Raw genomic sequence first — 1,370 nt, 5'->3', positions numbered from 1 at the left:
TTCTCCAGCCAAACGCTAGCAGCTCAACAGCGCTAGCTTTCTTCTGCTTTTGCGAACCCAACTGATTCACGAAAAAACTGCGGCGATACGGCCGTATTTTTCTTGAAGAAGCGGCTGAAATAGTATTCATCCCCGAAGCCCAGCGCGAAGGCGATAGCCTTGACGGATTGACTGGTTAGGTACAGTTCGCGCTTGGCCTCCATAATGATTCGCTCCGTGATGAGTTGGCTGAGCGTCTTCTGATAATGGGACTTGACCAGGCGCGTTAGGCTTCGGGCGGGAACTCGTAACAGGTCGGCATACGCCCCGGCCGTGTGCAGGTGGCGGTAGTGCGTATTAATGGCATCTTGAAGTTGCTGCAGGAGCCAGGGCTCCCGGCCAGACGGGTTCTGCTCGGTGCCTAACGCGGGCTGTGCAGTACGAATACGGATAGCTTTCAGCAAAAAGAGCTTCAGATATAATACGATGGACTCTTGTTGTGCTACCTCTTGACGCCGTACTTCCTCTTGCATCACAGCTGCCAGGGCGGCAAATTCACGCACCGCCTCTGTTGTAACCGGGAAGAAGGGCGGCTCAAAAATTGTGTTGAACAAGATGCCATTGCTCGCTACCTCCTGCTGATGCCGGTAGATGCAGAAAAAGTCGGCATGAAAATCCAGGACCAGGCCCGCTACAGCGGTGCTGGCTTGGATAGTGTAAGGTTGGTAAGGGCCAAAACAACACAGCGTACTGCCAGCAAACAGGTAGGTGGCAAAGTTGGCGCGTAGCTCGCCGCTGCCCTGCGTAAGCAGAATGAGGGAGTAATAATTATTGCGTTGTAAGTAATTAAACGGGGTGTCGTCGCTAAAGGAGTAGCTTCGAAACGCTAGTTCACCCGTGTGCGGATGAGTTAGCAGGAAACAGTCAATCGCCATCGCGTGAGAAGAATAGCAGCTAGCCAACTGGACGAACTGCCCGCCAGCCCCTAAAGCGACCTATGCCCAGGCATAGGTCGCTTTAGGGGCTGGTAATTATTTGGCAGCCAAGATAGCTACTTGTTCAATGACAGGCGGCACGGCCAGCAAGTCGGCCGCATGGGCCATCAACGCAGCGGCAATAGGGCCGTTAAGATGCGCCTGCCGGCCTGCTTCATCCGGAAAGGTATCAAAGATACCGAAGGTGGCCGGCGCCAGCTGAATAGCATACCAGGTTATGGTAGCCGGCTCTTGCTGAGCCAGGGGCAGAGCGCCCGTCAAAAAATCGAGTACTGCCTGCTCTTTACCGGGCTTCGCTTCGAGCCGGACCAGCAATCCTACATTCTTCATGGAGGTGGGGGTTAGGTGAATTGATATAACAAAGGTGCTGCCTCTCTGAAAGGATTAACATGGACG

At 53.9% G+C, this 1,370-nt stretch carries 2 protein-coding genes; both read right to left on the bottom strand.

Annotation, left to right across the window (positions count from 1 at the left end; genetic code table 11):
* Positions 1 to 32: 32 nt before the first annotated feature.
* Positions 33 to 914, bottom strand: coding sequence for a helix-turn-helix domain-containing protein (locus DNI29_RS23775; RefSeq protein WP_110980642.1), 882 nt, complete (start codon positions 912 to 914; stop codon positions 33 to 35).
* 96 nt (positions 915 to 1,010) lie between these two features.
* A complete protein-coding gene (locus tag DNI29_RS23770) occupies positions 1,011 to 1,304 on the bottom strand; it encodes a putative quinol monooxygenase (RefSeq protein WP_019949546.1) in 294 nt (97 codons plus the stop codon).
* Between the last annotated feature and the right edge of the window lie 66 nt (positions 1,305 to 1,370).

The sequence above is a fragment of the Hymenobacter sediminis genome, from assembly GCF_003231285.1.
Lineage (GTDB): Bacteria > Bacteroidota > Bacteroidia > Cytophagales > Hymenobacteraceae > Hymenobacter > Hymenobacter sediminis.
The sequence above is the reverse complement of the archived record's forward strand: the minus strand, read 5'-3'. Positions and strand labels throughout refer to the sequence as shown.